The 460-nt window shown below is 67.4% G+C and carries 1 protein-coding gene; it reads right to left on the reverse strand.

All coding sequences use genetic code 11. The annotated features are described in order from the left end of the window. The coding region (locus tag EN935_RS40040; RefSeq protein ID WP_164771928.1) for a hypothetical protein at nucleotides 1-460 on the reverse strand (460 nt) is incomplete at both ends.

Consider the following 460-nt stretch of genomic DNA (forward strand, 5'->3'; position numbering starts at 1 on the left):
GGTCGAGGGCAGTTGGTCGACGGAGACCGGGAAGGTCACCTTGCCGTCATCGCCAACCACCGGCAGATCGGCGAGGGGGGTGACCGTGGGTTCGGCCGCCTGTTCGTCGGCGAGACCGAAGGAGAACCCTTGGAAACGGTCCCAGTCGCGCGACGTCGACAGCGTCAACTCGCCTTCCAGCGCCAGGCCTGCCGCCGGCGCGCCATAGAGGAAGCGGCCGTCAATGTTGATGTCGGCGGTTTCGCCCTGGGCGATCTCCTGCTTGTCGGCCTTCATGTCGAATTCAATGCGATCCGGCACGAAATCCTCGACCAGGAACATCTGGCTCGCCACCGCCGGCTGCTTGGGATCGGTGTAGATCGACACCGACCAGGTGCCGCGCATGGCGTTGGGTGCGAGCGGCAGGTCGACGGCATGGCCGCCGGCCGAGGCGCCGTCGCTGACGATGCGGCGGGCCTCG

The sequence above is a fragment of the Mesorhizobium sp. M7D.F.Ca.US.004.03.1.1 genome (assembly GCF_003998635.1).
Taxonomy (GTDB): domain Bacteria; phylum Pseudomonadota; class Alphaproteobacteria; order Rhizobiales; family Rhizobiaceae; genus Mesorhizobium; species Mesorhizobium loti.